Genomic DNA, 22,085 nt, shown 5'->3' on the forward strand with positions numbered 1-22,085 from the left:
TCCCCCGTGGATTTACTGTTATTAGGGGGTAGATATCTTCAAACTATCCTTGGTTTCAGTGGATTTCCTCATTTATTTTATTAATAAATATGTTACATAATGTTTAAGTGATATTCCAGAAAAATCAATTAGTTTTTTATTAAACCTTGATTTCCTTTTAAAGCGAGTTTTATAACTTATAATTGATTCTCTAAAATTAGTAAAGTTATTCATGGTTACAATAAAAGCTTGAGCAATATTGATTTCAAAATTTTATAGCGTGACATTTCCAAATATGGTAGTGCCTAAAACCGACATAGATATTTATATTGGAAAGTTTTTAAACAATCGCTATTTAATAAAAGATTTGATTGGCAAAGGCGGTATGGGTAGAGTTTATTTAGCAGAAGATGCAGCGAAAGGTGGCCTTTTAGTAGCTGTCAAAATTTTAATGCTAAATTTAGGAAACCAGCAAATATCGCAACGCTTTGCCAGAGAAATTTTTATTGGCGCTCAGTTAGGCCGTAAAAGTAAAAATATCGTTCAGGTATTAAGCTATGGCATGACAGATGATAAAACGCCTTTTTATGTCATGGAATATCTTCAAGGTAAAAATCTCAAGCAGATTTTGAAGGTACAACCATTAACTCTGGGAAAATTTATTGATATTTGTCAGCAAATTTGCTTAGGCTTACAGTGCGCTCATCAAGGTATTAGTCTAAAAGGTGAAGTTTATCCAATTGTGCATCGAGATATTAAGCCAGAAAATATCTTTATTATTGATGATGTTCAACAAGGTGAAGTTGTAAAAATCCTTGATTTTGGCATTGCTAAATTTTTAACAGAACGCAGTGGAATGACGCTGACTGATTCTTTTATTGGGAGTTTACCTTATTGTTCTCCAGAACACATGGAAGGGCGAAAACTGCTAGATGTACGCTCTGATATTTACAGTTTGGGTGTATTAATGTTTGAAATGTTAACAGGAAAGCACCCATTTAAAACAGATAGTAATACTTTTGGGAGTTGGTATCAAGCTCATCGTTTCCAAGCTCCACCAACACCAGAACAAGTTAATCCTGATGTTAGAATACCTCAAGCATTAAAAAAAATTATTATTAACTTGTCTCGCCAAAGAAGTAACTGAACGTCCGCAAACTATTAGTCAAATTTTAGTTGTCCTAGAAAAAATTAAGCGCCAGGTAGCAAGAGATATAGCTCTAGAAATTGATAGTAACAAATTGGAATATCTTACTAACTTAGTTCCAGTCACTTCAATCTCAGAGAAAGAGTGTTTACAAAAAACATGGCCGAAAAATAAGCCAATAGCTTCAATTGGATTTCCCCATTTACTACATACTACACAAGGGGTTATTCCTACTTTTTGGGCAATGTTACCAAAGCAAGAAATTATTAATTTTTGTGATAAATATCACAGTACAGAATTTATTGACAAAATGAATATATACCCGATGTTATTGTGGGTGACGGTGTTATATAATGCTCAATATTCTCTGACAAAATGGCTATCTTATTTTTTAGATTTAAAAGATAATAGAGGTCAAAAAAATCGCACAACTTTTAGCAGATAGAGGCTATTATCATTTACTTTTTTTTTGCATTAGAAGAACCAACTCAGTGTGCTAATGTGATGACACTAACTCTGACAGCGAAACAAAGACAGCAACTGACAGATTGGTTAGAACTAGAGCAGAAATATAATGAAGCGATCGCCTCGGAACAAGCTAAAAATATTTTAAAAGCAGAATACCAAAAATTAAAATCAGAAATCTTACAAAAATTAGTAGAAAGACAACAAATTGCCAAACTGGGTTTTAGAGCTTGGCTGTCTCAAATATTTGATAAAATTCGCCAAATTTTATCACTGCCTTGAAAAAATATGAAATAAATTTTTAATTATTTAATTGCGGCAATATTAGAGGTTATAAAAGTGAATCACAGTGCATTCATCTCTCCACGAGTTACAGGATTGCTGGCCAATCGCTATCAGCTAAAACAGTTGATCGGTAGTGGTGGTATGGGTGAAGTTTTTTTTAGCAGATGATATTTTACTAGGTGGAACACCTGTTGCCGTCAAATTTTTAACTCAAAAATTTTGCAGTGAAAAAATGCAGCAAGACTTTGCAAGGGAAGCAATGTTAAGTGCTGCTTTAAGCCAGAAAAGTCTTCATATTGTGCGGGCTTATGATTATGGAGTAAGTGCTGAAGGTAAGCCATTTTATGTTATGGAATATCTCAATGGTAAAAGTTTGAAAGATTTAATACCTATACCATTGCCTAAGTTTTTGATTTTGACACGTCAGATTTGTTTAGGCTTACAATGCGCCCACCAAGGAATTAATATTGATGGCAAAGTTTATGCCTTAGTACATCGAGATGTTAAACCAGCCAATATACTAGTTTTGCCAGATCCAATTTTAGGAAAATTAGTAAAAATCTTAGATTTTGGTATTGCTAAATTTATTAATTACACCAACACAGCTAATACTAACAGAGGGTTTAACGGCACTTTACCCTATTGTTCTCCTGAACAATTAGAAGGTGTAGAAATTGATAGCCGTTCTGATATTTATAGTTTGGGTGTGATGATGTATGAAATGCTGACTGGAGCTAAACCTTGGCAGCCAGAAACAGATTTATTTGGTGCTTGGTATAAAGCGCATCACTTTGAAGCACCACAAGCGATCGCCTCTGTCAGTCCCCATCTCAAATTACCTCCACAACTCAACAATTTAATCATGGCTTGCTTGGCAAAAAAACCAAGCGATCGCCCTCAAAACATGGCAGAAATTCTGCAAGTCTTAGACAGTCTAGAAAAATCAAGCTGTCAGAATTTACCCACACCTTTAAATTCCACATACAATCCTCATTTAAATGTTGGTGCTGATTTACCTCCAGTCCTGAAACCCAACTTTGCTAAACTTGTCTGGCCATCCAAGAAACCCATTCAAGAAATTGTCTTTCCCCAAATTTTTCCCACACCCCAAGGGAATTTCGCCGCTTTGTGGCTGATGTTACCCAAACAAGAAATCAAAAAACGAGTTCTGTGTCAGCGTTACAACCATTTTGTATTCATCACAACGCCTTACCCGATGCTGCTGTGGATTACGCTGCTTTACGATTCCGAACTCGGCCCGAAATGGCTACCTTGCTATTTAGATATGCAGAATCTCCAAAACCAAGAACTGGTTTCGGCGTTGATCGAATATAGGCGCTATTCCTTGATTTGCTTTACCTTAGAACTACCCAATAGCTGTGTTACGGTGCTGAACACCCACATCACTAATACCCAGCGCCAAAGATTACAACAGTGGCTCGAACAAAGTAAAATCTTGCCACACTCTGATCAAGCCCAGACGAGTAAGAATTTGCTCAAGCAGCAGTACAAGCAAATCCAATCGCAGATACTAGAACATCTATCTTCTCAACCAAAGGTGGCAGCGGCTTCCTCAACTTAGAAACTTAAACCAGCAACCCCTTGCCAAAATTATTTTAAACGTTATAATAGAAAATCGTTGAGTAAAAACGCAGCCGCCCCAAAAGCCAAAGCAAAAAAATTACTTGACAAAGCTCGAAAAAAGAGCGATACTAATAAAGTTGCAAATTAAGGGACTGTAGTTCAATTGGTTAGAGCACCGCCCTGTCACGGCGGAAGTTGCGGGTTCGAGCCCCGTCAGTCCCGTTCAACAACAAAAATTGTAAATATCGGTGTAAGGCTTAACTGATAATTAGAAGCTTTCCAAATTGGAGTAATAATTCTACAAACCTATAACGCCAGAGCGAAACTTGCTCATTCGCAGTGTGTTATCAGTAGTGAAACACCACGCTAAATTGAAAATTTAGTAATCAATAAAGCAATCTAAAATTAGTGGCGGAAAAAGACCCGCCACTATATATTGATGCTGAATTTTGCTTTAAATTAATCATGCTTTGTGAAAGAGAGAATTAACTGTGACTGTTAGAGTCCGTATTGCACCAAGCCCAACTGGCAATTTACATATTGGTACAGCCAGAACTGCTGTATTTAACTGGTTATTTGCCCACCACCACGGGGGTAAGTTTATTTTACGTATTGAAGACACAGACCTAGAGCGATCGCGCCCCGAATATACCGAAAATATCTTAGCGGGATTACGCTGGCTGGGACTCAACTGGGACGAAGGCCCGTTTTTCCAATCTCAGCGCCTAGATTTGTACAAAACAGCAGTCCAAAAACTGTTAGCTCAAGGATTAGCTTATCGCTGCTACACCACCCCAGAAGAATTAGAGGCGTTGCGCGAAGCCCAAAAAGCCAAAGGTGAAGCACCCCGCTACGACAACCGTCATCGCAACCTCACCCCAGAACAAGAAGCCGCATTCCAAGCCGAAGGACGTAGCTTTGTCATCCGGTTCAAAATCGATGATGACCGCGAAATTGTCTGGAATGACTTGGTACGGGACAAAATGGTGTGGCGCGGGAGTGACCTTGGTGGTGATATGGTCATTGCTCGTGCTTCCGCAGACGGTATTGGTCAACCACTGTACAACTTTGTGGTGGTAGTTGATGACATTGATATGCAAATTACCCATGTCATTCGCGGTGAAGACCACATAGCCAACACCGCCAAGCAAATTTTGTTATACGAAGCTTTGGGAGCAGAAGCCCCAATATTTGCCCACTCGCCGCTAATTTTAAATATGGATGGGCGCAAACTATCCAAGCGGGATGGTGTGACTTCGATTTCCGACTTTCAGAAAATGGGTTTCACCGCCGAGGCCTTGGTCAATTACATGACTTTATTGGGTTGGTCGCCACCAGATTCTACTCAAGAAATCTTCACCCTAGAGGCTGCTGCTAAAGAATTTAGCTTTGAACGGGTGAATAAAGCCGGTGCTAAATTTGACTGGGCGAAACTAGATTGGCTCAACAGTCAATATATCCACAATATGCCAGTGGAGAAGCTGACAGATTTGCTCATACCTGTTTGGCAAGAAGCTGGATATAACGTAGAGGGGCGAGAACGTCCTTGGTTAGAGCAGTTAGTTGGTTTAATCGGCCCTAGTTTGACTCGTTTGGTGGAAGCTGTAGACATGAGCAAAATCTTTTTCAGCGACACCGTAGAATTGAGTGAAGAGGGCAGTAAACAACTGCAACAAGAAGGTTCCTCTGCTGTGTTGAGTGCAATACTCGCCGCCTCAGAAAATCAACCCGACTTCACAGAAACAGCTGCTCAAGAAATTATTAAACAGGTGGTAAAACAACAGAACGTCAAGAAAGGCTTAGTGATGCGATCGCTCCGTGTCGCTTTAACCGGTGATGTTCATGGCCCCGACCTGATTCAATCTTGGTTACTGCTGAATCATCTTGGTTTAGATAAGTCAAGGTTGAATCAAGCAATTAGTTCGTAATTCATAATTCGTAATTCGTAATTCAGTCTTTACGAATTACGAATTAGTTTAGTCAATTTCTCTCATCTTGGGAACTTAGTGTGTAAAATTCATGTCTTACTAAGCACTGAGAAACCTGTGTGATCACAATGTCGCAAACATCTTTAAATAGAGGGATACAATTATCTTTGGCAATGTTGACATTTTGTGTCGCATCCATAACTAATACCATCACTCATGCTCAAGAAGCACCAACAATATTTGGAGATGTGACCCTTAACCATCCCTTTTCCCCAGACCCCATAACTGTGCGGGGAATGAGTGGCGGGTCAATTTCTGGAAATAAAGTTGCGGGAAGAAGAGAAACAATTACCGGGCCTTGTGATGGGTTTGTTGATGCAGCACCAGACCATACCTTAGAACTCAAGACCAAATTCGATTATCTCAGACTCCAAGTGCAAAGCCCTCAAGATGTCACGCTGATTGTGAGAGGCCCTGGCGGTACTTGGTGTAATGACGATTTTGAGGGTAAAAACGCTGGGATGAGTGGTGAATGGCTACCAGGAAATTATCAAGTTTGGGTAGGTTCATACAATAAAGGCCAATATTATCCTTATACATTGACCATTACTGAAGTGAAGTAGTCACTGGGGGCTAGGGATTAGTGTTTTTCTCAGAAATCATCCCAATTCTATGAGAACAGCATTGAGGCACAAAGGCTGTCTGTGAAGAATGGGTGTAAGGGCTTTGCAGTAAGTCACATAGAAACTGCATTCTATAAAATCCTTGTAGAGACGTTGTATACAACGTCTCTACAACTTTTACTACCACTGGGAATGAATTCTGTCACAGCTATGCGATCGCAGTACTAAACTCTAGTATCTACATCTTAAATTTTGTTGTCATAATCCAAGCTGTATTAAAATTAAGTTAAATTTAATTAAGAATCTTTTCAGCGTCACACATTCATGGTGACGTGTGACTAGACATCAAATTAAACAAAATGGATTAATAAACATCCGTTGCAAAATCTAGTTACCAAGTGCGGCAATATCTTGCGGAAGATGATTCCCTAGATGAGTGCCAAGCTAGAGAGTAGCTAGAAATGATAATTGTATTGGCAGAGGCAAAATTAAGATGAAATTCTCTTGGAGAGTCCTAGTACTCTGGACATTGCCTGCTTTGGTAATTGGCTTTTTCTTCTGGCAAGGAGCATTTGCTAACGCTCCTGCGGATATGGGTAAGAATGCTGCCAATACCCGCATGACTTACGGGCGTTTTCTAGAATACTTGGATGCCGATCGCGTCACTAGCGTAGATTTGTATGAAGGCGGTAGAACGGCAATTGTCGAAGCTATTGATCCAGATATCGAAAATCGCATTCAGCGGTGGCGGGTAGACCTGCCAATTAGCGCCCCTGAGTTAATTAGCAAGCTTAAAGAAAAACAAATTAGTTTTGATGCTCACCCTATGCGTAATGATGGCGCAATTTGGGGATTATTAGGCAATCTTGTTTTCCCAATTTTATTGATCACTGGATTGTTCTTTTTGTTCCGTCGCTCCAGCAATCTTCCTGGCGGCCCTGGACAAGCAATGAGCTTTGGTAAATCCAGAGCGCGTTTTCAAATGGAAGCCAAAACAGGTGTGAAATTTGACGATGTGGCTGGTATCGAAGAAGCCAAAGAAGAACTACAAGAAGTTGTTACCTTCCTCAAACAGCCAGAAAGATTTACGGCTGTTGGCGCACGCATTCCTAAAGGTGTGTTGTTAGTCGGCCCTCCAGGTACAGGTAAAACTTTACTGGCAAAAGCGATCGCTGGTGAAGCTGGTGTACCTTTCTTCAGCATTTCCGGTTCGGAATTTGTGGAAATGTTCGTCGGTGTGGGTGCTTCTCGCGTCCGCGACTTGTTTAAAAAAGCAAAAGATAACGCACCTTGTATCATCTTCATCGATGAAATTGACGCTGTAGGTAGACAACGGGGTGCAGGTATCGGTGGCGGTAACGATGAGAGAGAACAAACCCTCAACCAGTTGCTGACCGAAATGGATGGTTTTGAAGGTAACACAGGGATTATTATTATTGCTGCTACCAACCGTCCCGACGTATTAGACGCAGCCTTGTTACGTCCTGGTCGTTTTGACAGACAAGTAACTGTCGATGCGCCAGATATCAAAGGACGTTTGGAAATTCTGCAAGTTCATGCACGTAACAAGAAATTAGACCCCAGCGTATCATTAGAAGCGATCTCTCGCCGGACTCCTGGTTTTACTGGTGCAGATTTAGCCAACTTACTCAACGAAGCGGCAATTCTCACCGCCAGAAGACGTAAGGAAGCCATCACCCTGCGCGAAATCGACGATGCGGTTGACCGCGTAGTTGCAGGGATGGAAGGAACTCCTTTGGTAGACAGCAAGAGCAAGCGTTTAATTGCTTACCACGAAATTGGTCACGCTTTGGTGGGGACTTTACTCAAAGACCATGACCCAGTACAGAAAGTAACTTTGATTCCACGGGGACAAGCACAGGGTTTAACTTGGTTTACCCCCAACGAAGAACAAGGTTTAATTTCTCGTTCTCAACTCAAAGCCAGAATTACTGGTGCTTTGGGTGGACGTGCAGCCGAAGAAGTCATTTTTGGTTCTGCGGAAGTGACAACTGGTGCTGGCGGTGACTTGCAGCAAGTAACCGGAATGGCGCGTCAAATGGTGACTCGGTTTGGGATGTCTGACTTAGGGCCACTTTCCTTAGAAAGTCAACAAGGAGAAGTATTCCTCGGTCGTGACTGGACAACCCGATCTGAATATTCCGAAGCGATCGCTTCTCGCATTGATGCTCAAGTAAGAGTTATCGTTGAACAATGCTATGAACACGCCAAACAAATTATGCGTGAACATCGCACCGTCACAGACCGCATCGTTGATTTACTCATTGAAAAAGAAACCATCGACGGCGAAGAATTCCGCCAAATCGTTGCTGAATATACTGATGTCCCTGAAAAACAACAGTATGTACCGCAACTGTAATTACTAAACGATATTTCTAGAGTATCGACTCAGTAATCAAAACCTAACCCCCTAGCCAGGTTACAGCAGGCGAACATAGAGTAAAAAAAGGTGCAGTCAACTCCTGCACCTTTTTTTGTTGAATTTTGGCTATGTATTTTTATCCTGGGGTTTTTTGAGGAGTAACATCATGTCCGTTGAAAATTGCTACAAACTGCGATTTCTACCGGATGATTCTTTTCTGTCCATAGGAAAAACTTCAAAATCGAAAGTTGCAATCAGACGGTCATCAATGTATACCTGTATTTTATGCTTACCAGGAGGATCACCTGCTGCGATCGTCCAATAATTTTGAATCACACCATCATTCGCTGTAGTTTTGCGCCTCATTACCGACTCTGTACCGTCAGCAGAGACTGAGAAGTTTTCACCATCATCCGTAGCCCAAGTTTCTGGGGGTTTTGGCAAACGTAAGACTTCTCGCCATGTAACTTCGCCTTGGTAGTCTTTGAGTTGAATCCGCCACCCATATTTACTACCTTCTTGTAGTGGTACTCTGAATGTGGGGATAAAGTTAACTTTACCTCTAGCATCAACTCTGGCTACACCAAACTCAGCTTTGTCGATCGCAATCGTTTTTTTAGTATTGCTTGCTTGAGAAATAGACCGAGATGATGCTGTTTTATCGGCGGCGATCGCTACTTTAGCATTGATTGGCTGAGAAGCTACCAACCCGGAAACTAGCCAAGAAGAAGTTAGTACAACTATTGCAGTCCAAATTCTCATTAGCAAAATTGTTGGTCATTTACTAGTACTTATTCCCATCCTCCTACCTGCCTTCCGGGTTTACTCCCCATCAACAGGCAATTTGGCAGAATAAATATTGCAGAATTAATAATCAGTTTATAGTTAAATTGACAACATCAAAATAGCAATTAAAAATACTTTTCTCTCCAGCAACTTAGCATAACTGCAAAAACTATCATCGCAATTTGTCAGTGTTGGTGCTAAATTTGCATTGATTATTTTTAATACGGAATTTTTGCTATGTAAGCAATTGCTGACAGTCGGCAATTTGCTAAATAATTATTTTCTCAAAACAAATTAAGAGGGCGGATGACGACCTAGCAATTCTTCTTCTGCTCTAATTGCCAGTATAATTGCACGATTCATGTTGAGTGCGTTAATGGTTGCTCGTCCTGTAGGTGTTAATCCAAAAACTTGTACACCATTCCAACTAAAGTGTTCTGTCCAAACTTGTTGACGGGGGTTAAAGATTGGTACTTTTTCACCTGTTTCTGGATCTTCAACTAGTTGTCGAGCCACTTTACGTAAAGAACATGATACACAAGCTAGTGCTAAATTATTTACTGTTGTTGTACCGCCTGCCACAACTGGTGTAATGTGATCGATATGAAAGGTTGCTGCTTGACCTGCTTGAGACAAACAGCAATACTCACAGCGATCAGCTGCTCTTTGAATGACTAATCGACGTAAAGCAACAGGGATTGTTACCATTTATCCTTGCTGCATTACACGTTGTGAGCGCAAATGTAGCAGAGATAAAAATTCTGCCAACTCGACTAACCCTTCGGCTTCCCTTTGTTCTGCGTGGGTAAGCATTTCACCTGTATCTTGGCGAGCAAGTAGAACTTGAAGACGTTCTTGAACAGCTTCGGGAAGTTTGAAATGAGTTAGTTCAACTGGTATCTGGATAATTTCAGGCATACACAGTATGTCTATTAAAATTGCAACCACTTCTAGAGTTAGTGTAACTCAATGTTCTTCAGAGAATCGCCTGTCGTAATTCTGTGCGATCGCATCTGTGTTTAAAGTTCTTCTACAATCACCCCGCCCGATTTTAACAATTGAATGGCTTCCTCTTTTTGCATCCTAGCAGTGGCGATGAGGTCTGATCCTCTACCTAAACGATGAAAGACTCGAAGAATTTTTCCGTTCTCATCTTCTATCGTTACCAGAAAATTTCTTGTCGTAGTCATCACTCTACCCGCTTCTATAATTTCAACTCCTTTGCTTCTTGTCTGAACTACAAAGACTTGTCCTTCTTCCAAACTCTGTCTGTCAATAATTTCATCAGCAGCTTTTGAGCTATTAAGTACAGAATTTGCTGTATCAAAATCAGCAGACTGCGCGTTAGGAATTTTTATAAGTAAACTACAAGTTAGAACTATCATACTTGCAAGCGGTAGTAAGTAAAGCTTTGAAATATTCATTGATTTTCGTTGTTTACTGAGTAACTGATTCTTGTATAACGTAAGTAAGATAGTCTACGCAATTTATCATGCGATCGCTCTCATCCAAATTTAGAGTCATGATACAAGGTTGATGTGCTGCTATGTTAAATTATGTTTACAGTGTAAGGAAAATTCAGCTTTCTACAACCAGCTATGCACTAAATTGAACAGTTATATTTGACTTATACTGTGAAAATTTTCATTTGGTTTGGTGAGTATGGATTTTACAGCCACTTTAAATGAGATTAAAACCCTCACTATTGAAGAACGCATTCGTCTTGTGCAAGCTATTTGGGACAGCATTGCAGCAGAACAGACTTATCCCGATATTACAGAACCACAAAAACAAGAACTTGAGCGCCGAATTAATGATTACGAAGCTAATCCAGATAATGTTATGACATGGGATGAAATCAAAGCCTCAATTAAAAGACAATAATGGATTACGTTTTAGTATTTCGTCCAGAAGTTCGTGATGAACTTGATGAGGCGTATAGTTGGTATGAAAATCAGCAAGCTGGACTTGGCGATGAGTTTTTGGAATGTGTGGACGATATTCTAAATAGAATTTGCCAAATCCCAGAATCTTATGCTGTTGTCTATAACGATATAAGAAGAGCGATTTTACAGCGTTTTCCTTATGCAGTTTACTATCGAATTGTCTCTAGCCGAATTATTGTAATAGCAATTTTTCACGGGCGAAGAAATCCCGCAATTTGGCAAAAGCGAAATTAGCAAGTTACTGTTATTGAATGGAAAAATTACTATTGATCGCCTGTCGTGATTTTGTGCGATCGCTTCTAATTATAACGCTTCATTACACGTTCTGAGGCTAAATTTAGCAGAGATAAAATCCATTGCAATTAGTGTTTTGATGCTTCTATTTCATAGCATCGTAAAATTAAAGGCTTTAGCTTATTAAAATCATCTATCGAATCAATCTTTATTTTTGACACCATTTCAGCGTTCACTCCTGGTACATCCTGAATTTCAAAACCAGGGGCTAATCTTTTTGCTTCATCTGGATGTATTCTAGCAATAAAACTTTTCTTAGTTGAGGATAGATATAATCGCAAAAACCACCATGTTGTTTTACCAAGATTAATCCCAAAATATGAAACAGTATCTCTCTTTTGTATTTCCAAATTATATTTTGTGGAAGTTTTTGTAATTGACTGAATTGTATTAAAAGCTGCTAACTCCTCTTCTGTTGTAATGACCTCAGTTTTATCCTCATCTTCCAAACCATTAGTGACATCTGTTTCTACCTGTTCTGAACTCGCAAAATCTCGATCCTTTGTCAAATGGGTCATTTCTTGGTTCACTGAACGAGTAATCAATGATAATAAACTTGTTTGAATTGAGCGTTTAACAATGGGCTGAAATCTATTAATAACTTTTGCATTAACTACATTCCCTCGAAATTCAAATTTTGGTGCAACTGTACCAAGTTCCTTAATTAAAAAGTGAACAAATTTATCTGAAGGAGAAACTAAGAGTCTGTCTATTAATTCACTTATGCCTTGGGAGTAGAGCATTTCTTCAGCATCATTCTTAATCTTAGCCGCATCAAAGTTATCACGGTGAAACAGCTTCAGATTTTCTATATCTTTAGGAGTATAGTCTAGAATATTAAATGTAAAAAATGCTTCTTTATCCATTATGTGGATATTCTCTAAATCAGTGAAAAATCGGTATTCCACACCATTAGTAACAATGCTAATTTGAGCAGTTAAAATTGCATTGAAGTAACTTCTCAACTGCCCGTCATGAACCTCTGGTTTTTCCTGACAAGACTTAGCCTCAACTAGCATAACAATATTGCCATTAATGGCGATCGCGTAATCTACTTTTTTTTGGCTGTCTTACTTTTGCAGGCGTACCAAAATCAGCGAAGTATTCATGTTTAACTTCGGTTGGGTCAGTAATGTCATAACCTAAAATACTTAAAAATGGAGAAATAAAAGCAGCTTTTGTATTTTCTTCTCCTATGACGATACTAAGCCTACTGCTAACTTTTTCAGATAATTTAGCTAAATCTTCCGCAAAACCCATACTAAAACCCTGCGTAATACTTTTGTCATAACAACAGTATTCCCACTTTCATATAGTAATTATCATCTGTTTGCTAAGATTCTGGTAATTTTGGTTTATGCTACTCCTTATTTTTACCAATGATACATACAGAAAAATCCTGAGCAATTATCCCTACACCAGAACAAAAAAACGCAGTTGTATATATTGTAATACTGGTTTACAAAACTTTATTTACCTATCAATATTATTCGGATGGATGAACGGACAGGAAATATATTCGTGCTGGCTGGCGAGGAAAATATTATAGAAATATACCCTAATGGACGGTGGAGGTACATCGGATGAGTAAGCCTAACTTTCAAGCTATGAGTCAGAAAGAATTACATGATTATGTTCTTACTCATCGGGATGACCAAGAAGCTTTTTATGCTTACATAGATAAATTGCACGCGGAAGCAAATTGGATTGAAATGCCACCATTAGAATCATTGCAGGATTTGAATAATTATCCTGAATTTATTGAACGTTTTCGTGGCAATTATCAAGCATGACATAATACTGAATAAGCTAATGACTAAATAACAAATAGCCATTAGCCATACTCATAAAAAATTCTCTGCGGTTGAATTTAAGCCGTCCGAAAACGCGCCAACTCCTCGCCTGTCTTCGCATCGTGGGCGTGGACTGTACACACAAGACAGGAATCAAAAGAACGGGCGACGTGTCCAACTTCTACAGGATCAGTTGGATCTTCAATAGGTGTCCCGACTAACGCTTCTTCAATGGGGCCGCGTTTATCTTGACCGTCACGGGGGCCGATGTTCCAAGTACCGGGGGCAATTACTTGGTAGTTCTTAATCTTACCGCCTTCTATATCTACCCAGTGACACAAAGCACCCCTTGCAGCTTCCGTTGCGCCCCAGCCTTTGCCGTCTTTTTCTGTGGGTTTAATATACCAAGGGTCGTTTAACTTGAATTCGCGCAAACAGTGTTCGGCTTGGCGATATAGTTTAACGATTTCGTGGAGTCTGGCTAACTGACGGACGTGAATGTTAGCACCGCCCATTTTCTTGAATACATCTAAGATGAAGCCATCATGATGTTGCCAAGATTCGCCGTGATTACCACCTGCTACTAACTGACGCGCCAAGGGGCCTGCTTCTAAGCGTCCGAAGTCTTTGTGAAGAACTGCACTCGCCCAAGAATAGGCGTTGTCGAAGTCTTTTGTATTGTTAGCGATGGGTTTTGTGGTGCGATCGCTCGGATGAATATCTGTTGTCCCTTCATCGTACCAAGAATGGGTTAAATTCTCACGGGCGAAGGATTGATCCATCAAGGTGTGAGTATCAGTGAAGCTATCATACACCCCACTCTTCATAATCATCGCCGCATTACGCCCTTCAATGGTGGGTTTTTGGTATCTATCCTCATGGGCTAAATATCCCCAAGTGACATATCTACCAACGCCAGCACCATATTTATCTAGACCAATATCTAGACCCATCCGCCAATAAAAGCCTAAGTCAGATTCACGATGTTTGATGTCTTCATCTAACCAGTTCATGAAGTCGTCGTAAGTCTGAATTTCTTCGTAGCGTTCTAAAGAACAGCCTAACCATACTGGTTCTAACCAGTTGGTGCGGAAGTATTCTAAAATTGCCCAGGCGCGGGTAATGTCGGTGAGGGTGGGGGCGCACATCACACCACCAGGAACCATATAACTGCTGTGAGGCCACTGTCCACCCAAGAGAGCATAAATTTCTACAGGTTTGGCGGAAATAGTCACACCAAGTTCGTAAGATTTCCCAGTGAACGCAGAAAAGCGGCGGACGGCTTCATCATAGAAGCGACTACTACGGTAGTTTTTATTTGTTAGGTCAATGGCGAACAATCCATAAAAGTAGCGGGGGATACTTTGGATAGTTTCGACAATTTGACCGAGGTTTCTGGCTAAGATGGCGTTGCGTGGCACTTCTGTACCCCAGGCTGTATCCAACGCCCAAGATGCAGAGGTGAGGTGAGAACCGCCGCAAATACCGCAAATCCGGGGTGTGACAATTAATCCGGCTTGAGGGTCTTTACCACGGAGGATGATTTCAAAGCCACGAAAGAGTTCGGCGTGAGTCCAAGCGTTGACTACATAGCCGTCGGCAATTTCCACGCGGACATCTAAATCACCCTCGACTCTCCCGACGGGTGATATATCTAATGTTTGTTTTCCCATTTATTTTGTCCTTTGTCATTTGTCATTCGTCCTACCCTGCGGGAAGCCGCTAATGCGTCTATGTCATTTGTCTTTTGTCATTGTGTTGGTGTTGTTTATTAAAGGAGGAATTATCTCACGCAGAGACGCAAAGGCGCAGAGAGAATATAGAGTTGTAGATTTCACTACCTTGATTAAGCAACACCGTTTTTTACTAATGACCAATGACCAATGACTAATGACTAAACTGTGAAAAAGTCTTCTTCTGCCCAAGGTGGTGCTGCATCTTTAGCGACCATTGTTAAGAGGGCGTAGTCTTTTTTGTTGACTCCTGGCGGTAGTTCTTTGGGAACGCCCATCACTGTTTGAGTCTTAAATACGGTTCCGGGTTTGAGGTCAAAGAAGGGAAATTCTGGTTCTGTACAACCTAAACACGGCATTCCAGCGCGGGTTTTGGATGAGACGCGGTTCCAGAGGATGCGGTTGCAGGATGAATGAGTCATGGGGCCGCGACAGCCTAAGTCGTAGAAGAGACAGCCTTTACGTTGACCAAATTCGGCGGTTGTGGCTTTGTAGGCAAAGTGGACGTTGCGAGTACAACCTGTTTGGGTAAAGGTGTTGAAGAAGGTTTGGGGGCGATTGAGTTCATCCAAAGCAATATCGCCGATGCGTCCGGTAGCGATCGCCACTAATATCTGCGTTATCCAATCAGGGTGTGCAGGACATCCCGGAATATTGATCACAGGTAAACCAGATTTGGCGCGGAAATCTTTACCTAAAAAGCCGCCTTCTTGCCGCTTGAGAAACTGCAAGCCTTGGGATTCGCTGGGGTTGGGCGACATTGCGGGAATCCCGCCCCATGTGGCACAATCTCCGACAGCAACTATGAAGCTGGCAGCTTGGGCTAGGTCTATTAACCAATCTTTCATCGGGCGATCGGCAAAGCGATTCCATTCACCTGTGCCGTTGGGGGCATTTACTACACTGCCTTCAAATACCAAAATATCTAAAGGGACTTTACCTAAGATGCAGTCCCACAGCAGGGTTTGTAAGTTATTGCCTAATTCCAACCCCAAGGAAGGATGCCAAAGCACGTTAATGCCAAAGTCAGATATGAGGTCGCATACTGTCGGTTCTTCGGCATTTAGAAACGACATGGTGTTGCCCGAACAGGCACCACCTTGCAGCCAGAGTACGTTAGTCATTGGCTATGTGTTGGTTGATTTTTTATCCAGGTGATCAGCGTTGTAGAGTCTCACCTGTTTCTGATGTTTATTCTTCACCATAAGGTATTTTTTTTATTATATTTTTATTTTTTAAAAAAAAAATTAATTATTCTGAGGATGATGTCAATATGATGTAGAGGCAAGAATAGTTAAAATCATGAAAATTTAAATAGGTATTTATGGCTATCAAATAATATATTTAGTTTGCTAGTGATACAAAAAATGATTTAATTATGTGAGTATATAATTTTGATAATAATATTGTTAATTCTCCTCTAGATTTTTGAAAATAGAGTGCTTTATAGTAAGGAAATTGGGGAATAAATATCTTGTACCAAGCCCCGACGAATGGAATTCGCACGCCAGTGAGGGAGTCGGCAAAGCCGCCCAACGCACTGGCTCGGCTATAAAAACTAAGTCCGCCTACGCGGACTAATGTAAAATCAAGGGTTTTGAAACCGCGCAGGCGGGTTTTGTTTGTGTGCAAGATGAACCGCGACTTCAGTCGCTAGGCGCAAGATGTGAAGTATGAAGTCTGAAATTTATACTTTGATGTCTCACTACAAACCACAGCATCAATAAGTTACCCATAATTAATCGCTATCTAGCTAAATATATGGGTGTTTTATTTCACACTTCATACTTTAATAGCCTTTGGTGATGAGGGAATTTGTGTGTATTTTCAGGGCGGGAATCGAGTAATTTTCTCAATAGCTAGAGTAAGGTAATTATGACACCTAGCATTACAGATTCGGCGGTGAAAGCAGCTGTAGCGGCGATCGCTTCGGAGTCAGCAACGACAGCAGAAAAAATCCAGATGCTCATCGAAATGGCACAAGGTTTTCAAAAGAAGCCGAAAACTGCCCAGGATTTGCGAAATGCAGTTGGGTTGTATTATCGTGCTTATGAAATATCTGGTGATGAGTATCCACTGCTGAAAGCTAAGGCGCAGGTGGGAATGGCTGGAACTTTACAGATAATTCCCCATGCGGATACGGAATTGTTGCTGCAAGCCAAGGCTGGTTATGAAGAAGCATTACCAGTTTTACAAGAGTTAGCCACTCCGGAAGAAGTTGCAGAGGCGCAGATGAATTATGGGCTAGTGTTGCAATCTCTAGCGCCGTATAATTTAGCACGCATTAGCGATAGTATTCAGGCCTATCATGAAGCTTTGCGGGTGTTTACCTGGGAAGATTACCCTCAAGATTACGCGATTTTATACAACAATATTGCGATCGCTTACCTGTCAATGCCAATGGCTTCAGAACGGGAATATTTGCGCCAGGGGTTAGCAGTCCAATCATTTGAAGTTGCTTTAAAGCATATTAATTTGATTGACCACCCTAGAGAATATGCCATGCTGCAAAACAACTTGGGAAATGCTTTGCAGTATTTAGTGAGTTCTCATCCTGTAGAGAATAATTTAAAGGCGATCACAGCATACAATGAAGCGTTAAAAGTGCGTAATTCCAGGGATACACCTTTAGAATATGCTAACACAATTTCCAACAAAGCTAACGCCTTATTTAACTTACCTGATAATCCGGAAAAGCCAGAGTTAGGTAATCCCAATAATCTTTTACAAGCACGCAATTACTATCAAGAAGCTTGGTCAATCTTTACCGAACATCAACAGTTAGAACAAGCTGAGTTAGTCGTGCAAGCATTAAAAGATGTAGAAGTGGAAATTATGGCTAGTAGTTAGGCTGACCAGATTTATTAACGAACCGCAAAGGACACAAAGAGCGCGTTCGCGCAGCGTCTCGCAGAGAAGGAAGAAAAGATGAGTGAGTTATTGAGCAATTTTAGTGTGAGTGATTTTCTCACGAGTATGGTGTCTAGTGACATCAACATAGTTACTGGAGCAGTGTGGTTAGTCATAGCAACAATCATTTCGATGATTGGCGGTGCAATTGGCGGGATGATATTAGCAGGTAAAGATATTGGTTATTCTTTTTCTGCAATGTTAGGAGCCTTATTCGCTCCGGCTGGTGCGATTCCAGCAATACTTTTAGGTTTTACTTTATTAACTTTGTTAAATAAATACTAGGAGGAAAAATGTTTCAATTAGGTTGGTTGTCTGCTAAGTTATTTTTCCGGGGTAAGCTATTACGCGAACCTATGTATTTTATTCAGCAAACAGCAATTGGAATTGGTGCTGGCTTGATATCACTATTATCACTAGCCCAAGCAGAAATTCCTTTATGTATCCCTATCACTATATCTAGTTTAATTACGGGTGGTTTGATGCCTTTTTTACTGAAAGATTTCAAAATGAAGTAATGAACTAGTCAATAGTCGCCATCATTTCACACTTCACACTTCACACTTTTCTTGATGACCAACCTCGAAGAATTCATCGAAGAAATTAACCGCTTTGAGGCAATTATATCTGAGTGGGATGAAAGTCAAAGGTGTGTAGCTGTTGGTTTAAAACGAGCAATTGAAGCTTTGCATAAAGAAGCACTGACAAGGTTGATTAAAAGCCTGAAACAAGATTCAGTGTCAGCGTTGCGTCATGCTGCGGATGATCAAGTTGTGTATGCAGTTTTGCTATATCATGACTTAGTTAAACCACCGCTACCACCAATATTACAACGCATTCAAGCCGCCCTGGATGAAGTACGTCCAGGGTTAAAAAAGTCACAATGGAGATATAGAATTAGTTGCTTTTAAACCACCAGATACGGTAGAAGTTAGGTTAATCGGAACTTGCAGCAGTTGTCCAGCTTCCAATTTGACTTTATCTCAGGGAGTCGAACAGGCAATTAAAAATTATTGTCCAGAAATTACGCAAGTGGTTGCTGTGGGCGATCGCCCGACGATAGATAATACCAATACTGGTTTAACTACTCCCTTTCCACCCACAATTACAACTGCTTGGGTGAGGGTAGCAACGGTAGAACAAATTCCCGACGGGGGGATATTTGCAACCAAAGTTGGCGGACATTCACTAATTTTATATCGTCAAGGCGATCGCATTACCTGTTACCACAACGCTTGTTCTCATCTCGCATCACCACTGGACGGCGGAAAGGTAGAAAATGGCATCATCACCTGTCCTGTACATGGGTTTCAATATCAACTAGATACAGGGAAATGTTTAACTGCTGATGTCCCTTTACAGTCATATCCAGTTCAAATTAAAGCTGACAAGGTGTTTGTCAAAATCTCCCGATAATCAGGATGTAGGTGTTTATTCACATCTTGCACCAAGCAACTGAAGTCGTAGCTACACAGACAAAACCCTTGATTTTCCGTTAGTCCGCGCAGGCGGACTTTGTTTTTATAGCCGAGCCAGTGCGTTGGGCGGCTTTGCCGACTCCCTCACTGGTGTGCGAATTCTATTCGTCGGGGCTAAGTGCAAGATATGTGTTTAAAACCCTGACACCCAGTCTCAACCAACTATCTTTATACATCAGTTCAGGTGGGCATTGCCCACCACAAGTTTCTACACCTTAAACTTTTCTGTAATTCGCTTCATAGCTTCTTCAACATTTTCCCGGCTGTTGAATGCAGAAATGCGGAAGTAGCCTTCACCCGCAGCACCAAACCCAGAACCCGGCGTACCAACTACATTGCAAGTATGTAGCAATTTATCAAAGAAATCCCAACTTGATAGCCCATTGGGAGTTTTTACCCAAACGTAAGGCGCATTAACACCGCCATAAACTGCGAGTCCGGCGGTGGTGAGTTTTTCTCGAATAATTTTGGCGTTTTCTAAATAGAAACTCACCAAAGCTTGGTTTGTGCTTGTCCATCTTCAAAATAAACTGCTTCCGCACCCCGTTGTACAATGTAAGACACGCCATTGAACTTGGTTGACTGGCGGCGGTTCCACAGTTTCCACAGTTCCACATCGGAACCATCTGCGGCTTTAGCTGTTAAGGTTTTGGGTACAACAGTTAAAGCACAACGAGTTCCGGTAAAGCCTGCATTTTTAGAAAAAGAACGAAATTCGATCGCACAATCTCGCGCACCTTCAATTTCATAAATAGAATGAGGTAAGCTCGGATCTGTAATATACGCTTCGTAAGCTGCATCAAAGAAAATGATTGAACCGTTGGCTTTGGCGTAGTCTACCCAAGCTTTGAGATGTTCTTTGGTTGCAGTTGCACCAGTGGGGTTATTGGGGAAACAAAGGTAAATTAAATCAACTTTTTCCTTCGGAATTTCCGCAGTGAAGTTATTTTCTGCTGTTACTGGCAAATATACTAAGCCTGCAAATTCACCTTTATCATTGGCTACACCTGTATGACCTGCCATCACATTGGTGTCTACATATACAGGATATACAGGGTCAGTGACAGCAATGATGTTGTTGTTCCCAAAGATATCGAGAATATTACCAGTGTCGCACTTGGAACCATCAGAAATAAAGATTTCTGACCCATCGATGTCTGCGCCGCGTGCTTGAAAATCCTGAGCCGCAATTTTTTCCCTTAACCAAGCATAACCTTGTTCTGGCCCGTAACCTTTAAAAGTTGCGCGATCGCCCATTTCTTCCACAGCTTTAATCATCGCTGTGCGGCACGCTTCTGGTAAAGGTTCGGTCACATCGCCAATTCCCAAACGAATAACTTTAGCATCAGGGTTAGCTTCCACAAAAGCATTTACCCGCCGCGCAATTTCCGGGAACAGATAACCAGCCTTCAGCTTCAGGTAGTTGTCGTTAATCGTCGCCATATTAGATAGTGAAATACGCACTACAACAGCTTACAGCTAATTGCTCTTGACGATAGCACAGTTGCTTATGCCGAAGTCTCTTTATCTTTGATAATTGACATTTAGGTAATGTTTAATACATCAATCAATATATAGCAAAATCTGTGTATTGGCGCAATTCTGCGGGATGGAAACCCAAAACAATATCTTTATGTAGGATACCTGCTGCTAACAATGCTTCTACCACTGGCTCAGACGTGCCATCATATTGAATCTTTCTGCCGTGAGAGCTGCTTTGTGCCAGAGTTGGCGTATGGAAATGCGTCGAGCGTTTTAAAGGCAGTCCAGACCTGTTCCTGTGATGTTGGTGACGATATCCGAACATAAAATTTAGTTGAGTAGCTTGGTAGGTGTAGACCGAACAGTTGCTCAACAAAAAGCGATCGCTTCTCAACGTAAACTAAGAGGCGATCGCTTTGTTAAATTCAATAACAGATATTTAGCCTATCTTTAAATTACTAAACATCCTGTTCACTTAACTCGCGGGTGATATGGTCAAAAGGCTCATCAACAAAAGCAGCATTAGCTACGCCTGCTGCTGCTACTTGTTCCTTGACAATATCCTTCATGATTTGCACACCGCGAACTGTCGGCCCAATAGGTACACCTAAAGAATTGTAAGTTTCTCTCAAGCCTTGTAATACACGCTCATCCAATACATTGGTGTTACCTGCAACTAACGCATAAGTAGCGTAGCGGAGGTAATAGTCCATATCGCGCAAACAAGCCGCATAACGACGAGTTGTATAGGCATTGCCACCGGGACGAATCAATTCTGGTAGTTCTTCAAATAACTTAGCACCAGCTTGCTTGACAATTGCAGCCGCATTTGAATTGATAGCAGCCGCAGCTTGTACCCGTGCTGTACCACTTTCAAAATAAGATTTCAGACTGTCAATCGCATTCCGGTCAAAATAACGTCCAGCTACGTCATAATTCTTAATTAAAGTTGTAACTGCATCGCGCATTCCTTTTCTCCCAATCGTTACTATCTATGGTTTGATATTTATTTGGCTGCACTTACGCACCAGTAAATTTTTGTGCTATTTAAAATAAGTTCGGCACAAAAACAATCTATCCGCTACTTAAGGATTCTATGCCAAAGTTGCCCCCGATGAAATGAACTTTCTTGTTTTTACAGATGACGTGCGAAAGGTTAATATAACCTGTAATCCAGGGAATCTGTAACAAAGACTACATTATTATGTAATCTCAAATCTTTACGATAATCCAGGTGTGTCACAACTTGGTTCGGATCAGTAGGGTTAG

At 40.9% G+C, this 22,085-nt stretch carries 21 protein-coding genes, 1 tRNA gene and 4 pseudogenes; 14 read left to right on the top strand and 12 right to left on the bottom strand.

What is annotated here, in order from left to right; genetic code table 11:
* The first annotated feature begins 274 nt into the window (after positions 1–274).
* The 6 genes and pseudogenes from ACX27_RS35910 (at position 275) to ftsH2 (ending at position 8,391) form a co-directional block, all read left to right on the top strand.
* A pseudogene (locus ACX27_RS35910) lies at positions 275–1,873 on the top strand (serine/threonine protein kinase).
* Positions 1,874–1,930: 57 nt separating this feature from the next.
* A pseudogene (locus ACX27_RS28510) lies at positions 1,931–3,458 on the top strand (serine/threonine protein kinase).
* A 150-nt stretch (positions 3,459–3,608) separates the two neighbouring features.
* A tRNA-Asp gene (locus ACX27_RS28515) sits at positions 3,609–3,682 on the top strand.
* 269 nt (positions 3,683–3,951) lie between these two features.
* Positions 3,952–5,388 carry a glutamate--tRNA ligase gene (gene gltX, locus ACX27_RS28520; protein ID WP_062297480.1) on the top strand — a complete coding sequence of 479 codons (1,437 nt, stop codon included), beginning with the start codon at positions 3,952–3,954 and terminating at the stop codon, positions 5,386–5,388.
* A 128-nt stretch (positions 5,389–5,516) separates the two neighbouring features.
* Entirely contained in the window at positions 5,517–6,011 is a 495-nt protein-coding gene (locus ACX27_RS28525) for a hypothetical protein (RefSeq protein WP_062297482.1), read from the top strand.
* Between the two features lie 493 nt (positions 6,012–6,504).
* Positions 6,505–8,391 carry an ATP-dependent zinc metalloprotease FtsH2 gene (gene ftsH2, locus ACX27_RS28530; protein ID WP_062297483.1) on the top strand — a complete coding sequence of 629 codons (1,887 nt, stop codon included), beginning with the start codon at positions 6,505–6,507 and terminating at the stop codon, positions 8,389–8,391.
* A 186-nt stretch (positions 8,392–8,577) separates the two neighbouring features.
* On the opposite strand, the gene ACX27_RS28535 is transcribed toward ftsH2, so the two are convergent.
* From ACX27_RS28535 to ACX27_RS28550, 4 genes are all read right to left on the bottom strand, one after another.
* Complete coding sequence (locus tag ACX27_RS28535; RefSeq protein ID WP_062297487.1) at positions 8,578–9,156, bottom strand: hypothetical protein; 579 nt, start codon at positions 9,154–9,156, stop codon at positions 8,578–8,580.
* A 318-nt stretch (positions 9,157–9,474) separates the two neighbouring features.
* Positions 9,475–9,888 (bottom strand): HNH endonuclease, encoded by a 414-nt coding sequence (locus ACX27_RS28540; protein ID WP_062297489.1) that lies wholly within the window; start codon positions 9,886–9,888, stop codon positions 9,475–9,477.
* Positions 9,889–10,098, bottom strand: a complete 210-nt coding sequence (locus ACX27_RS28545) for a hypothetical protein (RefSeq protein WP_062297491.1) — start codon at positions 10,096–10,098, stop codon at positions 9,889–9,891.
* 101 nt (positions 10,099–10,199) lie between these two features.
* Positions 10,200–10,604, bottom strand: a complete 405-nt coding sequence (locus tag ACX27_RS28550) for a hypothetical protein (protein ID WP_235526412.1) — start codon at positions 10,602–10,604, stop codon at positions 10,200–10,202.
* A 238-nt stretch (positions 10,605–10,842) separates the two neighbouring features.
* Between ACX27_RS28550 and ACX27_RS28555 the strand changes: the two genes are divergently transcribed.
* Complete coding sequence (locus ACX27_RS28555; RefSeq protein WP_062297493.1) at positions 10,843–11,064, top strand: addiction module protein; 222 nt, start codon at positions 10,843–10,845, stop codon at positions 11,062–11,064.
* Positions 11,064–11,360 carry a type II toxin-antitoxin system RelE/ParE family toxin gene (locus ACX27_RS28560; protein WP_062297494.1) on the top strand — a complete coding sequence of 99 codons (297 nt, stop codon included), beginning with the start codon at positions 11,064–11,066 and terminating at the stop codon, positions 11,358–11,360. The genes ACX27_RS28555 and ACX27_RS28560 overlap by 1 nt, the downstream gene beginning before the upstream one ends.
* A gap of 128 nt (positions 11,361–11,488) precedes the next feature.
* On the opposite strand, the gene ACX27_RS28565 is transcribed toward ACX27_RS28560, so the two are convergent.
* Together ACX27_RS28565 and ACX27_RS34530 are read right to left on the bottom strand one after the other, a co-directional pair.
* Positions 11,489–12,439: a restriction endonuclease subunit R gene (locus tag ACX27_RS28565; RefSeq protein WP_235526413.1), complete on the bottom strand. Its 951-nt coding sequence runs from the start codon at positions 12,437–12,439 to the stop codon at positions 11,489–11,491.
* A 13-nt stretch (positions 12,440–12,452) separates the two neighbouring features.
* Positions 12,453–12,680, bottom strand: a complete 228-nt coding sequence (locus ACX27_RS34530; protein ID WP_235526414.1) for a hypothetical protein — start codon at positions 12,678–12,680, stop codon at positions 12,453–12,455.
* A 234-nt stretch (positions 12,681–12,914) separates the two neighbouring features.
* Between ACX27_RS34530 and ACX27_RS35915 the strand changes: the two genes are divergently transcribed.
* Together ACX27_RS35915 and ACX27_RS28570 are read left to right on the top strand one after the other, a co-directional pair.
* Positions 12,915–13,007 carry a DUF6888 family protein gene (locus ACX27_RS35915; RefSeq protein WP_418006464.1) on the top strand — a complete coding sequence of 31 codons (93 nt, stop codon included), beginning with the start codon at positions 12,915–12,917 and terminating at the stop codon, positions 13,005–13,007.
* Entirely contained in the window at positions 13,004–13,213 is a 210-nt protein-coding gene (locus ACX27_RS28570; RefSeq protein ID WP_062297496.1) for a DUF6887 family protein, read from the top strand. The genes ACX27_RS35915 and ACX27_RS28570 overlap by 4 nt, the downstream gene beginning before the upstream one ends.
* 77 nt (positions 13,214–13,290) lie before the next feature.
* Here ACX27_RS28570 and ACX27_RS28575 read toward each other — a convergent pair whose 3' ends face one another.
* The 3 genes from ACX27_RS28575 to ACX27_RS32075 form a co-directional block, all read right to left on the bottom strand.
* Entirely contained in the window at positions 13,291–14,886 is a 1,596-nt protein-coding gene (locus ACX27_RS28575) for a nickel-dependent hydrogenase large subunit (RefSeq protein ID WP_062297497.1), read from the bottom strand.
* A gap of 221 nt (positions 14,887–15,107) precedes the next feature.
* Complete coding sequence (locus ACX27_RS28580) at positions 15,108–16,070, bottom strand: hydrogenase small subunit (protein WP_062297499.1); 963 nt, start codon at positions 16,068–16,070, stop codon at positions 15,108–15,110.
* A gap of 220 nt (positions 16,071–16,290) precedes the next feature.
* Positions 16,291–16,578, bottom strand: coding sequence for a hypothetical protein (locus ACX27_RS32075; protein WP_144427557.1), 288 nt, complete (start codon positions 16,576–16,578; stop codon positions 16,291–16,293).
* A gap of 243 nt (positions 16,579–16,821) precedes the next feature.
* On the opposite strand from ACX27_RS32075, the gene ACX27_RS28585 reads away from it, so the two are divergent.
* The 4 genes and pseudogenes from ACX27_RS28585 to ACX27_RS28600 all read left to right on the top strand — a co-directional run bounded on the left by ACX27_RS28585 (position 16,822) and on the right by ACX27_RS28600 (position 19,272).
* A complete protein-coding gene (locus tag ACX27_RS28585) occupies positions 16,822–17,796 on the top strand; it encodes a hypothetical protein (RefSeq protein WP_062297501.1) in 975 nt (324 codons plus the stop codon).
* A gap of 78 nt (positions 17,797–17,874) precedes the next feature.
* Positions 17,875–18,141: an asr0689 family protein gene (locus ACX27_RS28590; RefSeq protein ID WP_062297503.1), complete on the top strand. Its 267-nt coding sequence runs from the start codon at positions 17,875–17,877 to the stop codon at positions 18,139–18,141.
* Positions 18,142–18,149: 8 nt separating this feature from the next.
* A complete protein-coding gene (locus ACX27_RS28595) occupies positions 18,150–18,374 on the top strand; it encodes a hypothetical protein (protein ID WP_062297505.1) in 225 nt (74 codons plus the stop codon).
* Between the two features lie 54 nt (positions 18,375–18,428).
* Positions 18,429–19,272, top strand: a pseudogene (locus ACX27_RS28600) (NifU family protein).
* A gap of 270 nt (positions 19,273–19,542) precedes the next feature.
* Here ACX27_RS28600 and ACX27_RS28605 read toward each other — a convergent pair.
* From ACX27_RS28605 to apcB, 3 genes and pseudogenes are all read right to left on the bottom strand, one after another.
* Positions 19,543–20,777: pseudogene (locus ACX27_RS28605) on the bottom strand (LL-diaminopimelate aminotransferase).
* 124 nt (positions 20,778–20,901) lie between these two features.
* Complete coding sequence (locus ACX27_RS34535; protein WP_083468863.1) at positions 20,902–21,141, bottom strand: element excision factor XisI family protein; 240 nt, start codon at positions 21,139–21,141, stop codon at positions 20,902–20,904.
* Positions 21,142–21,274: 133 nt separating this feature from the next.
* Positions 21,275–21,784 (bottom strand): allophycocyanin subunit beta, encoded by a 510-nt coding sequence (apcB, locus tag ACX27_RS28615; protein WP_062297507.1) that lies wholly within the window; start codon positions 21,782–21,784, stop codon positions 21,275–21,277.
* Between the last annotated feature and the right edge of the window lie 301 nt (positions 21,785–22,085).

Source organism: Nostoc piscinale CENA21 (genome assembly GCF_001298445.1).
GTDB classification, from domain to species: domain Bacteria; phylum Cyanobacteriota; class Cyanobacteriia; order Cyanobacteriales; family Nostocaceae; genus Nostoc_B; species Nostoc_B piscinale_A.